At 61.1% G+C, this 17,214-nt stretch carries 13 protein-coding genes; 2 read left to right on the forward strand and 11 right to left on the reverse strand.

Annotation, left to right across the window (positions count from 1 at the left end; all coding sequences use genetic code 11):
* Positions 1-8: 8 nt before the first annotated feature.
* The 7 genes from ACLH0J_RS04200 to ACLH0J_RS04230 all read right to left on the reverse strand — a co-directional run bounded on the left by ACLH0J_RS04200 (position 9) and on the right by ACLH0J_RS04230 (position 8,136).
* Complete coding sequence (locus ACLH0J_RS04200; protein ID WP_411390984.1) at positions 9-2,216, reverse strand: lipase family protein; 2,208 nt, start codon at positions 2,214-2,216, stop codon at positions 9-11.
* Positions 2,217-2,229: 13 nt separating this feature from the next.
* Positions 2,230-2,994, reverse strand: coding sequence for a hypothetical protein (locus ACLH0J_RS04205; RefSeq protein WP_411390985.1), 765 nt, complete (start codon positions 2,992-2,994; stop codon positions 2,230-2,232).
* Positions 2,995-3,043: 49 nt separating this feature from the next.
* On the reverse strand, positions 3,044-3,820 hold the full coding sequence (locus tag ACLH0J_RS04210) for a hypothetical protein (RefSeq protein WP_411390986.1): 777 nt from the start codon (positions 3,818-3,820) through the stop codon (positions 3,044-3,046).
* 49 nt (positions 3,821-3,869) lie between these two features.
* On the reverse strand, positions 3,870-4,682 hold the full coding sequence (locus ACLH0J_RS04215) for a hypothetical protein (protein WP_411390987.1): 813 nt from the start codon (positions 4,680-4,682) through the stop codon (positions 3,870-3,872).
* 349 nt (positions 4,683-5,031) lie between these two features.
* Positions 5,032-6,342, reverse strand: coding sequence for an autotransporter domain-containing protein (locus tag ACLH0J_RS04220; protein ID WP_411390988.1), 1,311 nt, complete (start codon positions 6,340-6,342; stop codon positions 5,032-5,034).
* 169 nt (positions 6,343-6,511) lie between these two features.
* Positions 6,512-7,318 carry an amino acid ABC transporter permease gene (locus tag ACLH0J_RS04225; RefSeq protein WP_010566917.1) on the reverse strand — a complete coding sequence of 269 codons (807 nt, stop codon included), beginning with the start codon at positions 7,316-7,318 and terminating at the stop codon, positions 6,512-6,514.
* Complete coding sequence (locus ACLH0J_RS04230) at positions 7,315-8,136, reverse strand: ABC transporter substrate-binding protein (protein ID WP_411390989.1); 822 nt, start codon at positions 8,134-8,136, stop codon at positions 7,315-7,317. The genes ACLH0J_RS04225 and ACLH0J_RS04230 overlap by 4 nt, the downstream gene beginning before the upstream one ends.
* A 114-nt stretch (positions 8,137-8,250) precedes the next feature.
* Between ACLH0J_RS04230 and ACLH0J_RS04235 the strand changes: the two genes are divergently transcribed.
* On the forward strand, positions 8,251-9,150 hold the full coding sequence (locus ACLH0J_RS04235; RefSeq protein ID WP_411390990.1) for a homocysteine S-methyltransferase family protein: 900 nt from the start codon (positions 8,251-8,253) through the stop codon (positions 9,148-9,150).
* A 3-nt stretch (positions 9,151-9,153) separates the two neighbouring features.
* Here ACLH0J_RS04235 and ACLH0J_RS04240 read toward each other — a convergent pair whose 3' ends face one another.
* The 3 genes from ACLH0J_RS04240 to ACLH0J_RS04250 are packed head-to-tail and all read right to left on the reverse strand — an operon-like array spanning position 9,154 to position 10,926.
* The gene (locus ACLH0J_RS04240) at positions 9,154-9,834 is read right to left on the reverse strand and encodes a GNAT family N-acetyltransferase (protein WP_411390991.1); all 681 of its coding nucleotides are present in this window, start codon (positions 9,832-9,834) and stop codon (positions 9,154-9,156) included.
* Between the two features lie 10 nt (positions 9,835-9,844).
* Positions 9,845-10,291: an N-acetyltransferase family protein gene (locus ACLH0J_RS04245; RefSeq protein ID WP_411390992.1), complete on the reverse strand. Its 447-nt coding sequence runs from the start codon at positions 10,289-10,291 to the stop codon at positions 9,845-9,847.
* The gene (locus tag ACLH0J_RS04250) at positions 10,288-10,926 is read right to left on the reverse strand and encodes an FMN-binding negative transcriptional regulator (protein WP_411390993.1); all 639 of its coding nucleotides are present in this window, start codon (positions 10,924-10,926) and stop codon (positions 10,288-10,290) included. Before ACLH0J_RS04250 ends, ACLH0J_RS04245 begins: the two co-directional genes overlap by 4 nt.
* An 87-nt stretch (positions 10,927-11,013) precedes the next feature.
* Here ACLH0J_RS04250 and ACLH0J_RS04255 point away from each other — a divergent pair, with 87 nt between their 5' ends.
* Positions 11,014-12,609, forward strand: a complete 1,596-nt coding sequence (locus ACLH0J_RS04255; protein ID WP_411390994.1) for a PLP-dependent aminotransferase family protein — start codon at positions 11,014-11,016, stop codon at positions 12,607-12,609.
* On the opposite strand, the gene ACLH0J_RS04260 is transcribed toward ACLH0J_RS04255, so the two are convergent.
* Positions 12,564-17,192 (reverse strand): dermonecrotic toxin domain-containing protein, encoded by a 4,629-nt coding sequence (locus tag ACLH0J_RS04260; protein WP_411390995.1) that lies wholly within the window; start codon positions 17,190-17,192, stop codon positions 12,564-12,566. The genes ACLH0J_RS04255 and ACLH0J_RS04260 overlap by 46 nt on opposite strands.
* Positions 17,193-17,214 lie beyond the last annotated feature (22 nt).

Consider the following 17,214-nt stretch of genomic DNA (forward strand, 5'->3'; position numbering starts at 1 on the left):
CCCGGCCACTAGATCAGCGAATCAAGGTCCCGCACATAAGGCTTGATGCGGGTACCCGCAAGCATTTCCTCGACGCGGTTCGGCTCGGGAATCATTGCAATCTGCACCTGCTGGGTGTTCTCGCGCTGGTCTTTCCAGCGCGCCAACGCGACGTCAAAAGTGGGCGACTGCGCCGCGCTGCCGTACACATTGGCCAGGGTCAGTTTGGTTGCGTTCAGCAGACTGAGGCGTTGCAGCGAGGCGACAAGCTTGCCCGACTCGCGGGACAAGTCCGCCTCCGCCTGCAGGTAGTCGGGGTCGTTGAGATCCCGCTGGCTGTTGTGCATGTGCCAGGATTTATCCTGAACCTTGGCGCGCATGGCCTTCAATGCCTTTTCCAACAGGGCGTATTCACGGTCAGTGACCAGCGTCCCGCGGGTTTCCTGGGTTTGCTGCCAGCGTCGCAGGGTCACCCAGGACAACGGGATATAGGCGCCCGGGATGCTGTGGTCGCCCAGGCTCATGAGTTGGGTGATCCAACCCTCGCGGTAGGGCAGGTCGCCATCCTGGGCCAGCGCGCGGGTGCAGGCGGCTTGCTCGATGGAGTCGCAGCCCGGCTGCCACAGAATCGATGACATTTCCTTCGGGTTGAACGGCACGAGCATGAAGTGATGCAGCTTGCCGTGGTGTTGATAAGGCGCGCCGCCGACGCGCACCAGGCCGGCGACGAAGATCAAGGCGCCCAGCACCGGGTTGGTAATGAACAGGGACTTGAACCCCGGGATCCAGATGTTTCGTCGTGCATTCATCCACGGCGCGGGGACGCTGGGGATCATGTCGTTGTTGTTCACCGTGCGGTGGTGCGCCAGCGGTTCGGCAGCGGCGACGAAGGTGGCATCGCCGGCGCGGGGGGAGCCGTAGGTGTAGAGGAGGATGTCGTATTTCTGAGCTTTATCGCATCGCAATGCTTCCGCCAGCAGCAATGCAATTGCGCCACCGAGGCTGTGGCCGCTGATGATGATTTTTTGCCCGATATAAAATCGAAAAAGATAGTCTTGGACAAATTTTTTCAACGCCTTGTAGGCCTCGTAAAAGCCACGATGAACTTTGCCTTGTCCCTCTTCAAAAGGCACTTGTTCCGCATCCAGGTCACGCCACCAATCGGCCAACTCCAGGGTGCCACGGATGGCGATCAGAATGACCTCATCGTGATGGGTGATGAACGCCTGTGTGCTCTTCGCGCTCAGCCAATGGGTGCTGGTGTCATCGAAAAAGTGCAGCTTGGCGGGATGTTCCTGTTCTTCGCCCGGTTTGTTTTGCTCATACAGGGTGGGATCGAACGGCAAGATCTCGAAGCGTTTCGAGTAAGGCACTTCTTCGTAGAGGGGGTAATAGCGGTGAACTGGCGATTGGGAATTGTCCACTTTCCAGCTTTCCCGGAAGTTCGAAAGGGCTTCACCAAAGAAGTGACCGACGCTGGGGTCCAACGGAAAACTCACCCGGTCCACCGGGTCTTTGGCGGGGTGCTGGCCGAAATCGCAATAACTCAAGTTCGCCATGATCGCCAGTTGGTAGAGGTTCAAGGCACAGAACTTGTTGTCGGTCGAGAACATGGGCCGGAACGCCCGCAGTGGGCGCACCTGGAGCACAGTGTGCCGGTTCGATAACAGCCCGACACCGAACGTCACGACGGGTTCGGGACTGAACCTCAGCTCATTGAGCGCTCTTATCAGGATGTCCTCGGGCGGGTATTTACGGTCAACAATCGGTGGCGGTAGATGTGCGCTGTGTTTGACCAGGTCTCGCACTTCGACCTGGATGAACTTATCTCCCGGTTTTAGCGCGGGGTTGTGCTCGCGAGGGAGCCCGTCTGTGTGAAAGAAGCGGGTTTGTTCGGCGCGAACTTGGAGTTCGGTGATGGGGAGTGGATAGAATTTTCTATCTACGATCTTTTCATACCAAGTATCAGCGCCACCTTGATATTTGCTATCCATCATTAATACGACAGGTCCCCGATAGCAGTTTTCAATTTTGGCAAACCCATCGGCATTCAACCTTCCCGTATAACGTTGCTCTGCGCTGTCTTGAAGGGTATAGGCAAGGCCGGCATAAGGTTTGCCATCACCGAACTCATCCACCAACTGAAAACTAATAAAGTGACCGTTTAATGGGCAGGCCAACATCTTTCCGTTAAAGAATGGCCTATCCTCATCTTCCATAGGTTTATATCGGCTCATTTTTTAATGTCCTTTATTCAGTGCAGTTGGGGTAGACGGTGCAGTCACGTCCGTCAGGCATTTTGAAATCAGTGAAAGTTGGCGGATTTTGGCAGCGGAACGTTTCCTTGGTTTCGATACAGGGCTTCCAGCCTTTAGGTGTTTCCAGCCATGACCGCCCAAAATACGGCTCTTCCTCTTTCGCCTCCGTCAGTACCAACTTCACGGTCCTGCCCGCTAACCCTTCGCGCAGCATCGATCCACCCGCCAGGCGTTTCTGGACGACGCCATTCGCGTCGAGTGCCCGGCACTGGAGGATTTTGACGATATACCGATGCGGTCCCATCGTGCGAAACAACCACTGGCACTGGCCCTGAAAGACCAGTGGTCCCGACGCGGGAAAAGGGCGAGTTGTTTCAGTGGGTTCATCGCGGATGGATAGCGCGCCACTTTCCAAACTCATGTCCAGTTCCCGCTTGCCCCATTGCCCTTCGATATTCAGCACAACGCTTTTCAATACCCTGGAGCACCCCTTCACCCTTGCTGTGAGTGGCAACTTGAGTTCAATCAGTTGTGTGCCCTTGGGTTGTTCGCTTTTGACCACTTTATGCCCCGGACACGACTCGCCCGAGGCGGCGTCGTAATAGGTGGTGGCACTTATCGTGAAGTTTTCCGGTAACTCGGCCTGGAAGTTAAAACTTTCGGTTGGCAACAGTGAGCAGCCTGAAACGGCCCAGGCCATTGCGCTTATACATACGGCTCGCAGGCATTGGCGAGTAAAGTGTTGCATGTGTTTCATATTGATTTTTCTCCTGGTGCGCGCTTATACGAGCTATTGTTTTATGTCCCTATTCAGTGCAGTTGGGATAGACGGTGCAGTCACGGCCGTCAGGCATTTTGAAAGGTACGAAATCCGTAGTTTTTCCATGGCAAAACCCATAAAAATCGTTGGGTCCTTTACCCATGCAACGCTTCCAACCCGCTGGGAACTTAACCCAACTATCACCAAATGCCGGCCGTTCCTCTTTCGCCTCCACCAGCACTAACTTCACGGTCCTGCCCGCTAACCCATCGCGCAGCATCGATCCACCCGCCAGGCGTTTCTGGACGACGCCATTCGCATCGAACGCCCGGCACTGGAGGATTTTGACGATATACCGATGCGGTCCCATCGTGCGAAACAACCACTGGCACTGGCCCTGAAAGACCAGTGGTCCCGTCGCGGGAAAAGGCTGAGTTGTTTCAGAAAGTTCATCACGGATTGATAAACCGGCAGAGTCCATATCCATATCCAGTTCACGCTGCCCCCATCGCCCTTCGATATTCAGCACAACGCTTTTCAACACCCTGGAACACCCCTTCACCCTTTCTGCGAGTGGCAACTTGAGTTCAATCAGTTGTGTGCCCTTGGGTTGTTCGCTTTTGACCACTTTATGCCCCGGACACGACTCACCCGAGGCGGCGTCATAATAAGTAGTGGCACTTATCGTGAAGTTTTCCGGTAACTCGGCCTGGAAGTTAAAACTTTCGGTTGGCAACAGTGAGCAGCCTGAAACTGCCCAGGCCATTGCGCTTATACATACGGCTCGCAGGCATTGGCGAGTAAAGTGTTGCATGTGTTTCATATTGATTTTTCTCCTGGTGCGCGCTTATACGAGCTATTGTTTTATGTCCCTATTCAGTGCAGTTGGGATAGACGGTGCAGTCACGGCCATCAGGCATTTTGAAAGACTCAAGGAACTTGTATGGCTCGGTGCAGTACTCTTCGTTATTCGTTCCCCACAAACCAGTGCAGGGTCTCCAGCCCTTGGGCGTTTCGAGCCACCAGCCTCTGTAATAAGGCTTCTCCTTCTGCGCGACACTAAGCACCAGCTTCACGGTCCTGCCCGCTAACCCTTCGCGCAGCATCGATCCACCCACCAGGCGTTTCTGGACGACGCCATTCGCGTCGAGTGCCCGACACTGGAGGATTTTCCTGATAACCCGGTTCGGTCCCGAGGTGCGAAACAACCACTGGCACTGGCCCTGAAAGACCAGCGGCCCCGACGCGGGAAAAGGGCGAGTTGTTTCAGTGGGTTCATCGCGGATGGATAGCGCGCCACTTTCCAAACTCATGTCCAGTTCCCGCTTGCCCCATTGCCCTTTGATATTCAGCACAACGCTTTTCAACACCCTGGAACACCCCTTCACCCTTTCTGCGAGTGGCAACTTGAGTTCAATCAGTTGTGTGCCCTTGGGTTGTTCGCTTTTGACCACTTTATGCCCCGGACACGACTCGCCCGAGGCGGCGTCGTAATAGGTGGTGGCACTTATCGTGAAGTTTTCCGGCAACTCGGCCTGGAAGTTAAAACTCTCGGTTTGCAGGAGTGAACAGCCCGAAACTGCCCAGGTTATTACGCTTATACATAAGAGCCGCAAGCCCTTTAATCCGTTGCGAACAGAAGGGGCCTGCTGCGTGAAGTGCACAGGAGGGTCAGGCGCAAACATGGGCTTATCCTTAAGACGAAAGACTAAACAAAATGTGAGGCCAGAGCGGTGTCGGCCTTAAGCGTGTTTAAACATGCGAGCACGCTAGCAAAGGAGAAAAACAGATTGATGCAGGAAAGGCCTCGAAAGTGCGTATGAAACTTCCGCAATCCAAAATGTTTCTGGGCTGACTTTTGTGCGGTGATGACCCATAGGCGGCTTTGCACGTTTTTTGCGCAAGCGACGACGGTTGGTCAGAAGAGAATGAGGGTTAAGCAGGGGGCCTCTGGTGTGACCCCTGGTCAGGCCAGACAAAAAAGCCCGCATCGCTGCAGGCTTTTGGGTCCGGCTGTTCGGGTGGTTCGACGCGTCAGAACGCCATGGCCCACTGCCCCATCACGCCCTGGTTGCGGCTCTGGCTGCCGAACTCGGCGGAGTAGGCCAGGCCGACGCTGTGCTCGGCTGACAGTGCCACGTCCAGGCCGGTGCGCAGCGCCAGGGTGTTACGGTCCAGGGGCGTGCCGCCGATGGTGAACTCACTGTTGAAATCCTCGCGTTTTTCCCAGGCGAAGGACTGGCGCACGCGGCTGTCGACGTTCCCGTACAGGTGTTTCCAGTGCGTGCTCAGGTGCGGTTTGAGGACCATTTGGTTGCCCAGCGTCACGTCGTGAGCCAAGCGAAGGCCGAAGGTGCTGCTGAGGTTCTGTTGGGTCTGTGCGCCGACGTTCAGTGCGCTGTAGCCGCCTTTTTCCTGAAAGCGGTCGCGCTGATAACGCTCAAAGCCCAGCCCGGCAAAGGGCTCGGCGCGCCAGCCGGCGGTGTTCACCTGATAGCCCAGTTCGGCGAAGGCGTTTTGGCTGCGGGCTTTGTATTGGCCCGTGAGGTGTTCGCGCTGATCGAGGAAGTCGAAATCCACCGTGCGTTTGTTTTGCCCGCTATGGCGGCTGTAAAGCGCACCCAGGCGCAGCGCCAGCGGGCCGTCCAGGCGCGCGGCATAAGCGCCCACGTGCCAGCTGTCCAATTCGCCCTTGAAGCGCCTGGCGCTCAGGTCGCCGCCCGACTTGCCGCCCACCACGCCGATTCGCCAGGCGTGGTCGATGGCCCAGTCGGCACCCAGCAACAGGCCTTGGTGGCGTTGCTTCAAGCCAGCGCTGCCGTGTTGCGTATCGAGGGTGCCGGCACTGCCCAAGGCCTGCACCCACACGCGGGCGGCCTCGTCGCTGGCGTTATCCAGTTGGCGGACGGCCGACAGCAGGCCGGAGGTCAAGGGCTTCAGGCTGTTTTGGGTGGCGGTGCCGAGGTTGGCGTTGTGGCTGCCCGCCAACTGTTCAAGCAGCGCACCCACGCGGCCTGGCTCCAGGCTGGCCAGGTATTGGCCGTAATCCTCAAGCTCGTCTATTACCCAATCGCTCAGTTCGTCCGAGGTCAACAGATCATCCACCGCAGCGTCCAGCACACGGGCGACGCTCAGGCCGTTGCGACTCGTCGCGCGGTCGGCGAAGTAGAAGTCCTCAGGTGCTGGGGTGGCCGGCTCGAAATACCTATTTTCACTGGGCACAGCCAACTGTTCGAGCCATTCGCTGTCGGGCTCCATGTCGCCTCGCGCCTGGGCGTATTGAGCGCCAGCGGCGCCGAGGGACAGGGTGATGGCGAGTGCGAGTTGTTTCTGTAGGAGCGGCATGTAAACCCACCTCTTGATGTATGAGGTGGGGGAATTTAGCCGGGCTGCGCGGGGATAAATGTCAGGGCAAGCATCCCTTGCTCGCGGGAGAAGTCTCTAGTCTGCTGCGATAAAAAACTCAGTGGCCTGTGCACGTTAAAGTGGCGGTTGGCTGCCATTTTCCGGGCCCTCACCCCCGTTTTACATACCCCTTGCCATAATGGCGCTCCATACGTGCCTGGATCAGTTCCAGGCCCAGGGACAGCACCCAGTAGATGATCGCGGCCGTGGTGAGCATCTCGATGTAGCGATAACTCGAGCGGCCGTAGGACTGCGCCAGGAACATCACTTCCCACACGCCCATCACCGAGATCAGGGACGAGTCCTTGAGCATGGAGATGAACTGGTTGGTGGCGGGCGGGATGATGGTGCGCATCGCCTGGGGCAGGGTGACGTGCCAGAAGATCGCACTGTCGCGCATGCCCAGGGCCAGGGCGGCTTCGCGTTGTCCGTGGGGGACGCCCAGAATGCCGGCGCGGAAAATCTCGCTCAGGTAAGCGCCGTAGTTCAGCGACAGCGCGATGATCCCGGCGACGATCGCCCCTGGCACCAGGCCCAGTTGCGGCAAACCCAGGTAGATCAGCAGGATCTGGATCAGCAACGGCGTGCCGCGGAAAAACGACGCGTAAAAGCTGGCGATGCCAAAGGCCACGGCGCTTTTCGACAAGCGCCCCAGGGCGGTGATAAAGCCCAGCACCGACGAGGCGGCCATCGAACACAGGCACAAAAACAGCGTCAACGCCGCGCCTTGCAGGAAACCGTTGGGCGCCAGGTGCACGCCGACCAGGTTGGGCAGCTTGTCGAGGATGATCGAGAACTTCAGGTCAAAGCTGAGGAAGAAGCTGGCGAACAGGGCGAACAATGCCGCCCAGGTCAGGTAGAGCCGCGTGCGAAAGCCCAGCAGTCTCTGCAGCACGGGTGGTTTGGACGGTGTCATTGGCTGATGTCGGCGCCGATCCATTTCTGCGACAGCGCGCTCAATGTGCCGTCCTTTTTCAGTTGGGCAAACACTTCACGCACTTTGCCGTCCCATTCGGCGTCGCCTTTTTCGATGGCCACCGAGTTGGGCTCGGCGTAGAGCGGCTCGCCGGCGAGCTTGAAGCGCGGGTCCTGATTCAGACGCGGCTGGGCGGTGACCAGGTTGGTGAGGATGGCGTCCAGGCGCACGCCGGCGCCCAGGCCGAGGTCCTGGAAGGCGACGTTATCGGTGTCGTACGGGGCGATCTGCACGTTCTCGAACGGGTACTGAAGCTGCGTGTCTTCAGCGCCTTCGATCACCAGGTTCTTGTTCAGGTAGCTCTCATAGCTGGAAGCGCTGGTCAGGCCGACCTTCTTGCCGCTCAGGTCTTTTGCGCCGTGGATGCGATCATCCTTGGCGTTGACCACGATCACGGCCGGAGACGCGTAGTACTCCACCGGGAAATCGAACACTTCGGCGCGGGCCTTGCTCGGGGTCATGGAGCAGATGCAAATGTCGTAGCGGCCACTCCAGCGCCCGGCGGCGATCACGTCCCAGGACGGGGTTTCCAGACGCAGCTTCACACCCAACTTTTGCGCCACGGCCTTGGCGACATCGACGTCGAAGCCGTCGAGCTGGTTTTGCTCGTTGAGAAACGAGAACGGCGGGTAGCTTTCCATCAGCACGCCCACCAGTTCTTTCTTCTTCTCAATCCGGTCCAGGGTCGCGCCACCGAAGGCTTGGGTGGAGGCAGCCAGAATCGTCAGGCCCAGGGCCAGTAGCGGTTTAAGTTTCAAAGTGGACACCCGAATAAAAAAAGAAGTTGTTATGAACCGAATGGAACGTATTAAATAGTTATAAGAACGACTCTCATAGTGAGTTATTTTCATAAGCTTATGAGTAAAAAGTATATGGGCGCAAAAAGCACAGTCATCCTGGACGGCGGCATGGGCCGTGAACTGCAACGCCGCGGTGCGCCCTTCCGGCAGCCGGAGTGGTCGGCGCTGGCCTTGAGCGAAGCGCCGCAAGCGGTGGAGGCGGTGCATGCGGCCTATATCGACAGCGGTGCCGACGTGATCACCAGCAACAGTTACGCGGTGGTGCCGTTCCATATCGGTGAGGCGCGCTTCGCTGCCGAAGGCCAGGCCCTGGCGGCGCTGGCGGGTGAATTGGCGCGTCGTGCGGTGGATGCCAGCGGCAAAGCCGTGCGGGTGGCCGGTTCGTTGCCGCCGTTATTCGGCTCGTATCGCCCCGACCTGTTCGAGCCCCAGCGCGTGTCGGAGCTGCTGACACCCCTGGTGCAAGGCCTGGCCCCTTATGTCGACCTGTGGCTGGCGGAAACCCAGAGTTCGATTGCCGAGGCACGGGCGATTCATGCCGGCCTGCCACAGGACGGCAAGCCGTTCTGGCTGTCGTTTACCTTGAAAGACGAAGACACCGACGACGTCCCGCGCCTGCGCTCCGGCGAGCCGGTGGCGGACGCGGCCGAGGCGGCGGCGCAGTTGGGCGTGCAGGTGCTGCTGTTCAACTGCAGCCAGCCGGAAGTGATCGGCGCCGCGATCGACGCCGCCCGCCAGACCTTCGAGCGGCTGGGGGTGGCGATCCACATCGGCGCCTATGCCAACGCCTTCCCGCCACAGCCCAAGGAAGCTACGGCCAACGATGGCCTGGACCCGCTGCGCGACGACCTCGACCCGCCGGGCTACCTGCACTGGGCGGCCGACTGGCAGGCGCGCGGCGCCACGCACCTGGGCGGTTGCTGCGGGATCGGGCCGGAGCACATTGCGGTGCTGGCCCGGCAGCTCGGTTAAGCCTCAAGACGCCTGGCGGCGACACTCCGCCAGGCTCTTCAACTGCCCGGAACCGGCCTGATTGGCCTCGGACAGCCAGGCTTCAAACCCTGCCTCCACCGTCGGCCATTCCACGTCGATGATCGAGTACCACGCCGTGTCGCGGTTCTGCCCCTTGACCACCATGTGCTGGCGGAACACCCCTTCAAAACTGAATCCCAGGCGTTCGGCCGCGTATTTGGAGCGGGCGTTGCCGTTGTTGCACTTCCATTCCAGGCGACGGTAGCCCTGCTCGAACGCGTACTTGGCCAGCAGGTACACCGCCTCGGTGCTTTTCGGCGAGCGCTGCATCGGTGCGCCGAAGGTGACGTGGCCGATTTCGATGCGGCCCTGGGCCGGAACGATGGACATCAGGCTGAGGATGCCTTGCACCTCGCCGCTGGCGCGGTCGATCACACTGAAAAAATACGGGTCGGTATGGGCTGCGTGGTTGTTCAGCCAGGCATCGAACGCGGCGCGTTCGGCAAACGGCCCGTAAGGCAAGTAGTCCCACAATTTGGGGTCGGCGCCGGGGCCTTCGAGGGCTTGCCACAGTTGCTCGGCGTGGCGCGCCGGATCGAGTTTTTCCAGGCGGATAAAGCGCCCGTCGAGCCGTTCAGCCGTGGGCGCCGGGGCGCCTTTCCAGTCGGCGAGGGAAGTGGACATGCTGTGCTCCTTAAAGGCCTTTGCGAAATTGGATGAAACCCGGGCGTTCGGCGATGCGCTCATAGAGCTGGATCGCGGTGGCGTTGGTTTCGTGGGTCAGCCAGTGCACCTTGCAGCAACCGTCGGCCTTGGCGCTGGCGTAGACGAATTCGATGAGTTTGCGGCCGATGCCGGTGCCCCGTTGGGCCGGGTCCACCAGCAGGTCCTGCAGGTAGCAGGAGTTCTCGATGCTCCAGTTGGAGCGGTGGTAGATGAAGTTGACCATGCCCACCGCCTTGCCGTCTTGCCAGGCCAGCGCTGAATGGGTCGGCTCCTGAGGATCGATCAGGCGTTGCCAGGTGCTCTGGCTCACCGCGTCCGGCAGTTCGGTGTTGTAGAAGGTCAAATACGCCTGCCACAACGGCAGCCAGGCGGCGTGGTCGGCGGCGGTCACCGGGCGGATGTCGATCGGGCTCATGTGCAAGCTCCTTGAGGAATAAAGCGGGCGAGGGTCTGGTCGCGGACATCGGCGCTGGCGGCCAGACCTTCGCGTACGCCGGCAATGTCTGCCGCGCTGCGGTTCTGGCTGAGTTTGCGTTTGCCGATCAGGCGTTCGATCGGCAGGGCGAAGCCGACGATGGCCTTGAGCATGCCTTCAATGTAGTCGGCCGGGGCGTCGCTGACTTTCCACGGTTCGGCGCGCTTGCCTTCGTGGCGGTCGGTGAGGGCGCTGACCAGCCTGAGCAGACGCTCAGGGTCGGTGAACACCTCGGCGCTGCCGTAGGCGTGCACTGCCAGGTAGTTCCAGGTGGGTACCACTTTGCCGTGCTCGGCCTTGGCCGGGTAAAACGCCGGGCTGACGTAAGCGTCGGCACCGGCAAAGATCACCAGGGCTTCGCCGCCGTTCTGCAGCTCTTGCCACTGCCGATTGGCTTTGGCCAGGTGCCCGTAAAGCGTGCCGTTGGGGCCTTCATCGGGGTTGAGCAGCAGCGGTAGGTGGCTGGCTTGCAGGCCTTGCTCGCCAAAGGTCACCAGCTGTGCCAGGCGCGTGTGCTGGATGAGCTGCTGTAATTCGGGCAAGTCTTCGAGGGCAAAGGCGCGGGGTGTGTACATGGATATTTTCCTTGGCGAATGCCTGCATCCTAGGCAGGCTAATGGTCTGTTGTAAGAGCCATCTATGCCCAATTTCATAGGTCCAATATGTCGCCTGTCTCGCCGCCACTGTCCTTCAACCCTGCCGGTATCGAACTGGACCGACGCCAGGGCCTCACGCGCCAACTCTATGAAGCCCTGCGCCAACGGGTGCTGGACGGACGGCTGGTGAGCGGCACGCGCTTGCCAGCCAGCCGCGACCTGGCTGCGGCGCTGTCGATTTCCCGCAACAGCGTGGTGCGCGCCTACGACCAGTTGTACGCCGAGGGGTTTATCGAAGGCCGCGTCGGGGATGGCACCTACGTCGCCCAATTGCCCACCACAAAAAAACTATCCACAAAAGTATCCACAGGGTTACACACAGGCTTATCCCCAGCCTTATCCACAAATTGGTTGGATTTGCCGGTGAATTCGCCGCAGGAAGTTATCCACAGGGCAGCCTTGGACCGCCTGGAAAACAACCACCTGCCCCAGCCGCCGATGGGGCCGCCGAAGGCCTTTCGGGTGGGCGTGCCGGCCTTCGATCTGTTCCCGTTCGAGGTGTGGGCCAAGCTGAATGGGGCTTTCTGGCGTAAACCGGACTTGCAACAACTGTGCTACGGCGACCCGGCCGGGGAGGCGCGCCTGCGCGGGCTGATCGCGGCTTACCTGCGCAGTTCCCGTGGCTTGCAGTGCACGGCTGAACAAATTGTGATCACCAGTGGCGCACAGCAGGCCATCAGCCTTTGTGCACAGTTGCTGGTGGAGCCCGGCGACGGGGTGGCGGTGGAAAACCCCGGCTATCGTGCCGCGGGCCATGCGTTCGCCCTGGCCGGCGGGCGCCTGCATGGCGTGCCGGTGGACAGCGACGGCATCGACTGCCAGGCCCTCGACCGCTTGGGCGATTGCCGCCTGGCGTACGTCACCCCGTCCCATCAATACCCGCTGGGCGTGGTGATGAGCCTGGCGCGGCGTCTGGAACTGCTGGCCTGGGCCGAGCGCAAGGGTGGCTGGATCGTCGAAGACGACTACGACGGCGAATACCGCTACAGCGGCGCCCCCCTGGCACCGCTGGCGGCGCTGGATCGGCATGGGCGTGTGCTCTACGTCGGCACCTTCGGCAAGGTGGCGTTCCCAGCGTTGCGCCTGGGCTATCTGGTGTTGCCGCCGGGGCTGGTCGATGCGTTCTCCCAGCGCCGCGCCGTCGACATGCGCCATTCGGAAGTCAGCACCCAGGCGGTGATGGCCGAGTTCATGGCGGCCGGGCACTTCCAGCGGCATATCCGCCGTATGCGCCGGGCGGCGTTGAGTCGGCGCAATGCCTTGCTGGCCGGTTGGCCGCGCGGCCTGCCGGGGCTGGACGAGTTACCCAGCGTCGCGGCGGGGCTGCACATGACCGTGCGCGTGAACAGCCTGGCGCGCGAGCAGCAACTGCTGGAGCAGGCCCGCGCCGTGGGCGTCGAGGTCAACGGTTTGAGCAGTTACTGGCTGGCGCACTCCACCACCCCGGCGGATCAACGCGCCGGCCTGGTGCTGGGGTTCGCCGCCGTGCCTGAAGCCGCGATTGCCGACGCGTTGGCGCGGTTGCGCAAGGCCTGGAGCGTCGAAGAGCCGCCGGGTCAGTTGTCAAAAAACAGCGATCTGGCGAGTTTCGAGCCGATCTGACTGCGGTAAATCGCGATCTGGTCGCGGTCGTTCAACCCGGTGCGTTGCAGGCTTCCCCCTTGCTTCTGTTGTTCGCGCGTTTTCAGGTGCCCGGCCAGGTACTCCTCGGCGGCCGCTTGCGCCGAGGGGTAGTGAAAGTGGGCATACCACAGCACGTTGTGGGTTTGATGGTCACGTATCTCGTACTCATCCAGAAAGTCTTTGCCCGGTCCCTTCAAGCGCCGCCGGGTGACGACCTTGGCAATGCTCACCAGCCCCTGGTCGAACAGCCACTCCACCCGTGCCGCGGTGGGCGGTTGCTGCTTGGTCATGCTGATCCGGGTCGTCGTGCCCAGTTCATACAGGTGCTGCGCGGCGTCGTTGAGCTGCTTGTTGGTCGACGCCGCAGAAGGGCGATCGCTCTCGGTCAGATTGCGTTGGGTCAAGGCTTCTTCGATGCGGCTGACCGCGCGTTCCATGCGTGCGGCGTACTGATGGAACATCTCCTCGATTTCCACCGGAATGCGCCCGGCCTTTTTTGAGTGGCCCAGGGTCCGCAAGGTCGCGGCCGGTTCGTTCTGCAGCAACTGGTCGCCTTCGTTGAGGCTCACGTCGAGGTCGACCGCCTGGGAGGGGCGCGGCAGGGAAGGATGGCTGGCGCGTTCGACCCACACCCCAGGCTCTTTCTCATGGAAGGTCGCGATGACCTTGCCGGTCAGCGGCGCCTTGACATCCACCAGCCCGGCTTCGGCGGCGCGCGGCTCACCGACCACCACGCCGTTGAAGCGCGTCTTGATGATTTTGCGCTTGGGTGGCGACGCGGTCTTCGAGCTGCCGGGCTTGGGCTCCAGGGCTCTGCTTTCCCTGAGCAACAGGGCCAGTTCGCGAACCACCTGCTGGTTGAATTCGTCGATCTGCTGGCGCAGCGCCTCCAGGGGCTCGCGTTGCACCTGCTCGGGGTACTCGGCATGCAGGTCCAGCAGGCGCTGGTCGACGATGGCAAATTGATCGACCAGGCTGTTGAGCACCTCGATTCGGTCCTCCAACGAGCGGATGGCGCTGTCGGTCAGCGCCTGCGTGCAGCTTTGAATGGGCAGCTCGGCGGCTTCGACAATCGTGTCGATCAGGGCCCGTGCCGTCTCGAACGCTTCGCCGGCGCCTTCGCGGACGCACAGGTAGCGGGCCAGGGTGATTCGAAACGCTTTCAGGTCGCGCAACTTGAGCCTGGGCATGGCGTGCTGGGTGGTCTGGATGACCTTGTTGCCTTCGATGCCCAGTGTTTCCAGTTCGCGAAAACGGGTCTCCACGTATTCCATGCGCCGGATCATATCGGCCGTCATGTCCGACATGGCCTGGGCGGTTTCTGCCTGGGCCTTGGCATCGATGTCGGCGACCGCTTCAAGCGTTTGGACAGTGCTTTCCAGGGTTTCACTGAACAGCGGCAAGCGTTGGTTGATGGCGGAGCGCGTCAACAGCAGCTGTTTGTGCAGATAGTCGATCATGGAGCTTTGGTAGTTGGGCACGGTGTCGATGATGGCGAGCGACCTGAGCTGGCGGATCGGAACGTCGTAGTCCACCACGCGGGCGTCGACCTTGTCGATGAAGCTCTGGCGACGCGACTCGGTGGACGGGCCGGCCTCATCGCCTATCGACGCGTGTGCGCTGGCGATTTCCGACTGCTTGCCGCGCTCATCGGCATCGAACGCGTTGAGCTGCCGGCGCAGCTCGTCGATGCGCGACGCGTTGCGGGTCTGCACGGCCTTGCGCCGGTTTCTGAAGCCACCGCCGCGCAGGCGCAGGCGCGTGTCCACGAACCATTGGCCCGCTCGGTTGTTGAGCAGCACGGGGCCGATCCGCGTGCTGTCTTTGGGGTCGATGACGACCACACTATCGCCCTCGTCCACGCTGACCTCGAACCAGCGCGCACCGACCACGGCATACCATTTCCGGGCGCGCGGGTAGAGGTGCAGATAGATACCGGGCTCTGTGACCTGGGGCTCCAGGCCGGCGGGCCTGTCGATTTTGAAGCTGTCCAGCGTGGCCTCCAGGCTGGGACGGTCAGTGGGGATCGCGCCACGCACGTTCAGCAGGCCCTGGTGCTGGCTCGGCAACTCGGTGCCGGGTACATTCGCCTGCCGGGCCACGACGGTTTCGCTGGGCGACGGCAGATTATTTTCGGCCGGCTCGACCGCTGGCGATTCTGTTTCCAACCCGGTTTTTTCGCTGGGTTTTTCGACCGGGGCGTGGCGCAAGGCCGCGTGCAGCACCAGGGCCATGCCCAGGTTGAGCAGCAGGTCGACCTGGGCTGTCCAGGTGCCTTTGGGGTCAGGCTCGGGGCTGTCCTGCTGTGCGATGTCCTGCAAGTCATCCATGATCTGCCAGATCCAGGCGGCGATCCCGGCGGTGCGGCCCAGGAACGGCAAAGTCGCATTGAAGATTTGCCAGCCCGTCTGGCGCAGGGTGGCCCAGCGTTTTTGCGTATTGGCGACCGACTGCCTGCTCGCCAGTTCGACCATCGCCTCGGCATTGGCCTTGAACAACGCGGCCAGGGGATCGGTGCCCAGTCCCTGATCGCTCAGGGTGATGGGGCCGCTCATGTACACCATGACCTGCGGCTCGACCAGCCCTCGGATGACCGTCCACGGCGATGGCCACTTATCCGGGAACACATACTGCGCGTAGTTGAAGCGCGCCGCCTCCGGCAGCCAGGCCAATACCGAGTCGCGAAGCGGGCGCGTGTGTTTGATGGCATAGAGCAGGTTTTGCCGTGACGGGTATTGCAGCAGCGTCGGCTCCAGCAGGGGACGGTACAGCAGGCAGGGGCCGGCGGCGGCGTCCTTGGGGCCGATCACGAACATATTGGCGACCACGTCCTGCTCATTGCCAGGGCGCAAGGTCGGCAGGAATGCCAGGGGGCAAATCACGATTTCCTGCCCGTCGACGCGTCGCCCGGGCACCTCGTCCTGCATCACGGCAGCGACATAGCGTGCCCCGCGTTCATCGACACCGTATTGCCGGCGAATCTTGAGTTGCAGCGCCAACAGCGGCAGTTGCACACGCAAATGGGTGGTGTAGAGGGTTTGTCGGGCCTTGGATTGGACCGCGTCCTCGAGCAACGTGCGTTTGATCAGCGCCGGGTAGTGCTGGCCGATATCGAGTTTTTCAATCACGCCCTTCAGGTAGGTGTACGACAGCCACGACGGGGCCGCGCCGCCGTTATAAAGCACACTGGGCTGGCCAGTCGGCAGGCCGGTGAGGTTTTCCAGGGCCAGGTCGATCACGTTGTGGCGGGTGATGTCCGGCGCGGTGGGCACGATGAATGTGCTTCCCCAGACCACCGGGGTTTCGATGCGGACCGCGAGCTTCTCCACGTTAATGCTCGCGCCCTGGGCATGCGTGCGAATCTCGCGCTGCAACTGATCGCGGGCGTATTCGCGGATCGGCGCGATGCCGTCGTTGAAGCACAAGCCATGCTGGAGGGTATGCAGTTCGGCAAGATCGATCACGTAGCGACTGTAGGTGGAAATATCCAGGTCCGAGGCCTGGGCCAGCCAATCGGGCAACCGCTCGTGGATGTCACGGATATTGGATAACGTGTGGTTGCTCAAATCCTCGACCACCGGCAGGACGCTGGCCACTGCGATGGGAGGGGTGGCGACGGCGGCAGTGTTGATCGCTTTGCGTTCGTCCCTGTCGATCGCGCCGATCGCTTCCAACTGCAGCGCAATCAGCGCGCCGGCCAGGCTGTCGAAGAAATTGCCCGGCGGTTCGTACAGTCGCCACTGCAGGCTCACCTCGTTGGACCACATCTTCAGGCGGTCGGGCAGTTGTTTCCCGAGTTGTTCGAGCGAATCGAATTTTTCGTAGCCGTTGACCAGCGAATACACCAGGATTCGCTGGCCCTGCTCGTGCTCGCCAATCAGCACGGCCATGTCCATAAGGGCGACGTGAGCGGTCTGGCTACCTTGCAGCGCATCAATGTCGATCAGATAGGCGTGGGTGTTGTAGCGGTCCTGGGCGGAGCGTGTGGCCAGCTCCGGAAAATGGAACAACGACCGCGCCATGGCGCAATCGTGTTCGTCCCAGCCCTCTTGCGTCGTCACATTCCACACCTTGCGCAGCGATTGGGCGAACACTCTCCAGCGCGGCCCGGCCATGCCGTTGGAGGCGTTCCAGTACTTCAGGTACTGCTCCTGGAAGGCAAAGAGCATCAGTTCGGACAGCTCGTTGATCATGCGCGCAATGGCATCGATTTTTACCGGCAGATGCACGGGGGGCTGGGCGTTGGGTTGCAGTGTCAGGAAGTGTTCGCCGTCGAGGTAGATCACCGGCTCCGGGGTCAGTGTCTGGCGCGCCAGCACCGAGGTGAGCGATGTGGCATAGGCCGGGCCGGGTACCACCTGATCGTCGACGATGCGCCAATCCGGCGTGACGACCATGGCCAGGTCCGGGTCGATGTCCAGGGTCGGGTACAACGCTTTAAGCGCCGCTCGCAGTGTGACGGCGGCGACTTCCCGGCTGGTGGGGCCGGAGGTCAGTTGGGTCAGTAACTCATAGGTGCTGGGGGGCCGATTGTTAAGGGCGGCCGGCGGGCTGTCGGGCATATGCACATCCTTTGCAGAGATG

The sequence above is a fragment of the Pseudomonas sp. MPB23 genome, assembly GCF_046605395.1.
Classification (GTDB): Bacteria; Pseudomonadota; Gammaproteobacteria; order Pseudomonadales; family Pseudomonadaceae; genus Aquipseudomonas.